The following is a 4,283-nucleotide window of genomic DNA, read 5'->3' as shown; positions in this document are numbered from 1 at the left end:
TCACGGGCCGGGGCGGGGTCGTGGCCGCCGGACGGGGGGCCGGAGCGGCCTCTTCCATCGCCTGGCCGCACAGTGCGCAGGTGGCCGAGCGTGCCGGGTTGAAGCCGTCACAATTCGGGCAGACCACCGGGAGCGCGGACAGCAGAAGCTGAGACATGGGCAGAGGGCCAATCTAGGGGGGCGTGAAACGCCGGGTCAACGAAAGCCTCGGACCAATGTCCAGGGCGCCCGGGCCTCCAGGACCCGGCGGGGCACGCGATGTTCCAGGGTAACGTTGCCCCTGCTGTTTGAGGCAGTTACGATTGTGACCGCCTCGATGATTCGCCTGAACGACATCCTGCAGCGGGTTGCGTCGTACCACCCGGACCCCGACCTGGACATCATCAAGAAGGCGTACGTCTACTCGGCCAAGGTCCATCAAGGGCAACTCCGCAAGTCGGGAGAGCCCTACCTCATCCACCCGCTGGAGGTGGCGGGCATCCTCGCGGAGCTGAAGCTGGACGAGGCGTCCATCGTCACCGGCCTGCTCCACGACACCATCGAAGACACGCTCGCCACCGCGGAGGAGCTCACGGAGCTGTTCGGTCCGGAGGTCGCCCAGCTGGTGGACGGCGTGACGAAGCTGTCCAAGTTCTCCGCGTCCGCGACGCTCTCCCAGGAGGAGAAGCAGGCGGAGAACTTCCGCAAGATGATCATCGCGATGGCGCAGGACATCCGCGTCATCCTCGTGAAGCTGGCGGACCGCACGCACAACATGCGGACGCTGGATCACATGTCCGAGGAGAAGCAGGCCCGCATCGGACAGGAGACGCTGGACATCTACGCGCCCCTGGCCAACCGCCTGGGCATCTCCTGGATCAAGATGGAGCTGGAGGACCTGTCCTTCCGCTACGTGAAGCCGCAGGAGTTCTTCGCGCTGGAGGAGCAGCTCAACAAGCGCAAGAAGGAGCGCGAGGCGTACATCGAGGACACCTGCGACCTGATGCGCGCCAAGCTCCAGGAGCGCGGCCTCAAGGGCGACGTCAGCGGGCGCTTCAAGCACGTCTACAGCATCTGGAAGAAGATCAAGTCGCAGGGCATCGACTTCGATCAGATCCACGACATCATCGCGTTCCGCATCATCGCGCCGTCGGTGCCCGCCTGCTACGAGGCGCTGGGCATGGTGCACCAGATGTGGAAGCCGGTGCCGGGGCGCTTCAAGGACTTCATCGCCATCCCGAAGCCCAACATGTACCAGTCCCTGCACACCACGGTGATTGGTCCGTTGAGCGAGCGCGTGGAGGTGCAGATCCGCACCTCGGAGATGCACAAGATCGCCGAAGAGGGCATCGCCGCGCACTGGGCCTACAAGGAAGGCCGCGCGCCCATCTCCAAGGACGACGAGAAGTTCGCCTGGCTGCGCCAGCTGATGGAGTGGCAGCAGGACCTCAAGGACCCCAAGGAGTTCCTGGAGACGGTGAAGGTCGACCTCTTCACCGACGAGGTCTTCGTCTTCACGCCCAAGGGCGACGTGCGCAGCCTGCCGCGCGGCGCGACGCCGGTGGACTTCGCGTACGCCATCCACTCGGACGTGGGCGGCCGGTGCGTGGGCGCCAAGGTGAACGGCAAGATTGTTCCCCTGCGCTACAAGCTGAAGAACGGCGACACGGTGGAGGTGCTCACCAGCCCGCAGGCGCACCCGTCCAAGGACTGGCTCACCTTCGTCAAGACGAGCCGCGCGCAGCAGCGCATCCGCGGCTTCATCAAGCAGCAGCAGCGCGACAAGAGCCTGCAGCTGGGCCGTGAGCTGGTGGAGCGCGAGTTCAAGCGCTTCCAGCTCAACTTCAACAAGCTGGTGCGCTCCGGCGAGGTGAAGAAGGTCGCCGAGGAGCTGGGTTTCCGCGTCGAGGACGACATGCTGGTCGCCATCGGCTACGGCAAGGTGACGCCGCAGCAGCTGGTGATGCGCCTGGTGCCGCAGGAGAAGCTGGCGCAGGCGGAGCCGCCTCCGCGTCCCACGGACGGCAACGGTCCGGGGGCGAACGCGTCCATGCTGCCGGGCCTGTCGCGCATGACGGACCTGGCCAAGCGGCTGGTCGGACGCAACAGCCGCAGCGGCGTCCAGATTGGCGGCGTGGACGACGTGCTGGTGCGCTTCGGGCGCTGTTGCAACCCCGTTCCCGGGGACCCCATCGCGGGGTTCATCACCCGGGGGCGGGGTGTGACGGTGCACACGGTGGGGTGTGAGAAGGCCCTGGCCACGGACCCCGAGCGGCGCGTGGACGTGTCCTGGGACGTGAAGGGCGACTTCAAGCGGCCCGTCACGCTGCGCGTGTTGACGGCGGACCGGCCGGGCCTGCTGGCGGACATCACCAACACGTTCTCCAAGAAGAGCGTCAACATCTCCCAGGCGAACTGCCGGGCCACCGGCGACGACCGGGCGGTGAACACCTTCGAGGTCACCATCTCCGACCTCAAGCAGCTGACGGACCTGATGCGCTCCATCGAGCGGTTGACGGGCGTCTACTCGGTCGAGCGAATCTAGCCCTGTCCTGTGCTACAGCCCGCGGCGGACCCGCGGCCCCCATCCTCCTTGGGGGCCGCCGCAACGCGAGGTGTGCTGCATGGCGCGCAAGGCAATCCACTCCGACGACGCCCCCAAGGCGATTGGCCCCTACTCCCAGGCCGTGCAGGTGGACGCCGGGAAGATGACGTTCCTGTCCGGCCAGATTCCCCTGGATCCGAAGACGATGGAGTTGGTCCCCGGTGACGTCGTCGCGCAGGCCGAGCAGGTGATGAAGAACCTGCAGGCCGTGCTCGCCGCCAGCGGCCTGGACTTCAGCCACGTCGTGCGCTGCACCATCTTCCTCACCAACCTGGGCGACTTCGCCAAGGTGAACGAGGTGTACGGCCGCGCCTTCACCGGCTCCCCGCCGGCCCGCGCCACCGTGCAGGTGTCCGCGCTGCCGCGCGGCTCCCAGGTGGAGATCGACGCCATCGCCGTCTCCTGACGCCGCACCGGGGACTCGCTGGAAACACGAAGGCCGCCGGTTCCCGCTCAAGGGAGCCGACGGCCTTTGTGCTTCAACAGCGGGGGAGGGCTACTTCGCTTCCGCCGCCATCGCCACGCCGGCCTTCTTCAGCTCCTCGTCGATGACCTTCTTGAAGGCCTCGAAGGGCTGCGCACCCACCAGCGTGCGGCCGTTGATGAAGAACGTCGGGGTGCCGTTGGCGCCCTTGGCGGAGCCGTCCGCCATGTCCGCTTCAATCTGCTTGTCGAACTTGCCCGACTCCAGGTCCGTCTTGAACTTGTTCACGTTCAGGCCGATCTCCTGGGCGTACTTCTCCAGGCTGGCGCGGTCCAGCGCGCGCTGGTTGGCGAAGAGCTTGTCGTGCATCTCCCAGAACTTGCCCTGCTCGTTCGCGGCCATGGAGGCCACGGCGGCGAGCTTCGCGTTCTGGTGGAAGGGCAGGGGCTGGTGCTTGAAGGCGAACTTGACCTTGCCCTTGTAGGCCTTCTCCACCTGCTCGATGGTCGGCACGGCGCGGCTGCAGAAGGGGCACTCGAAGTCGGACCAGGCGACGATGGTGACGGGCGCGTTCTTCGGGCCACGCACCGGGGCGTTGCCCACCTCCACCTTCTGCACTTCCGGCTCGGCGGGCGCCGCGGGGGCGGCCGGAGCGGCGTTCACGTTGTCCTGGTTCAGCTTGGCGTAGAGGTCCTCCGCCTTGGTGCCAGCGGCGAGCGCCTTGTCGGCCTTGGCGATCTCCTGGTCGATGAGGGGCTTGAAGGCCTCGAAGGGCTGCGCGCCGGAGAGGAAGCGGCCGTTGATGAAGAAGGCCGGGGTGCCGTTGGCGCCCACCGCCGTGCCCGCGGAGGAGTCCGCGTCCACCTTCGTGGAGATCTTGCTCGACTCCAGGGCGGCCTTGAACTTGTTCATGTCCAGGCCCAGCTCCTGGGCGTACTTCTCCAGGTCACCGCGCTCCAGGGCGCGCTGGTTGGCGAAGAGCTTGTCGTGCATCTCCCAGAACTTGCCCTGCTCGTGGGCGGCCATGGAGGCCTGCGCGGCGATCTTCGCGTGCGAGTGCATGGGCAGCGGCTGGTGGCGGAACACCACGCGCACGTCCTTGCCGTAGGTCTCCTTGATCTTGTTCAGGGTCGGCACGGCGCGGCTGCAGAACGGGCACTCGAAGTCCGACCACTCGACGATGGTCACCTTCGCGGTGGCCGGGCCGAAGGAGGGGGAGTCCGCGGGGACTTCCACCTTCTTCGCGGCGGCGGCGGGCTCCGCCTGCTGCTGGGC

Annotated in this window: 3 protein-coding genes; 2 read left to right on the top strand and 1 reads right to left on the bottom strand. The window is 67.0% G+C overall.

Annotation, left to right across the window (positions count from 1 at the left end):
- The first annotated feature begins 316 nt into the window (after positions 1-316).
- Both D7X99_RS41570 and D7X99_RS41565 read left to right on the top strand, forming a co-directional pair.
- The gene (locus D7X99_RS41570) at positions 317-2,524 is read left to right on the top strand and encodes a bifunctional (p)ppGpp synthetase/guanosine-3',5'-bis(diphosphate) 3'-pyrophosphohydrolase (protein ID WP_121782543.1); all 2,208 of its coding nucleotides are present in this window, start codon (positions 317-319) and stop codon (positions 2,522-2,524) included.
- Between the two features lie 79 nt (positions 2,525-2,603).
- Complete coding sequence (locus D7X99_RS41565) at positions 2,604-2,990, top strand: RidA family protein (RefSeq protein ID WP_120581531.1); 387 nt, start codon at positions 2,604-2,606, stop codon at positions 2,988-2,990.
- 90 nt (positions 2,991-3,080) lie between these two features.
- Here D7X99_RS41565 and D7X99_RS41560 read toward each other — a convergent pair.
- On the bottom strand, positions 3,081-4,283 hold a 1,203-nt coding region (locus D7X99_RS41560; protein ID WP_147476420.1), incomplete at its 5' end, for a thioredoxin domain-containing protein.

Origin of the sequence: Corallococcus sp. AB032C, from assembly GCF_003668935.1 — a bacterium.
GTDB classification, from domain to species: Bacteria; Myxococcota; Myxococcia; order Myxococcales; family Myxococcaceae; genus Corallococcus; species Corallococcus exiguus.
Note: the sequence above shows the minus strand (reverse complement) of the source record. Positions and strands in the feature narration are given on the sequence as shown.

Coding starts and splice junctions, on each gene's coding strand:
- D7X99_RS41570 (WP_121782543.1), top strand. CDS start 317: ATGATTCGCCTGAACGACATCCTGCAGCGGGTTGCGTCGTACCACCCG.
- D7X99_RS41565 (WP_120581531.1), top strand. CDS start 2,604: ATGGCGCGCAAGGCAATCCACTCCGACGACGCCCCCAAGGCGATTGGC.